At 67.7% G+C, this 526-nt stretch carries 1 protein-coding gene; it reads left to right on the top strand.

Translation table 11 applies throughout. The features are described 5' to 3' along the window. The coding region (locus IE98_RS0141685) for an ATP-binding cassette domain-containing protein (protein ID WP_030278004.1) at positions 1-526 on the top strand (526 nt) is incomplete at both ends.

Genomic DNA, 526 nt, shown 5'->3' with positions numbered 1-526 from the left:
CGTCCGCCGCAACATCCAGATGGTGTTCCAGGACCCGTACACCTCGCTGAACCCGCGGATGACGGTGGGCGACATCATCGGGGAGCCCTTCGAGATCCACCCCGAGGTGGCGCCGAAGGGCGACCGGCGCAAGGCCGTGCAGGACCTGCTCGACGTCGTCGGCCTGAACCCGGAGTACATCAACCGGTACCCGCACCAGTTCTCCGGCGGCCAGCGCCAGCGCATCGGCATCGCCCGCGGCCTCGCGCTCAAGCCCGAGGTGATCATCTGCGACGAGCCGGTCTCCGCCCTCGACGTCTCCGTCCAGGCCCAGGTGATCAACCTGCTGGAGCAGCTCCAGAAGGACTTCGAGCTCTCCTACATGTTCATCGCGCACGACCTCTCGATCGTGCGGCACATCTCCGACCGCGTCGGCGTGATGTACCTCGGCCGGATGGTCGAGATCGGCTCCGACGAGGAGATCTACGAGCACGCCACCCACCCGTACACCCAGGCGCTGCTCTCGGCCGTCCCGGTGCCCGACCCG

The sequence above is a fragment of the Streptomyces sp. NRRL B-24484 genome (assembly GCF_000717715.1).
In the GTDB taxonomy this organism is placed as follows: Bacteria; Actinomycetota; Actinomycetes; order Streptomycetales; family Streptomycetaceae; genus Kitasatospora.
Note: the sequence above shows the minus strand (reverse complement) of the source record. Positions and strands in the feature narration are given on the sequence as shown.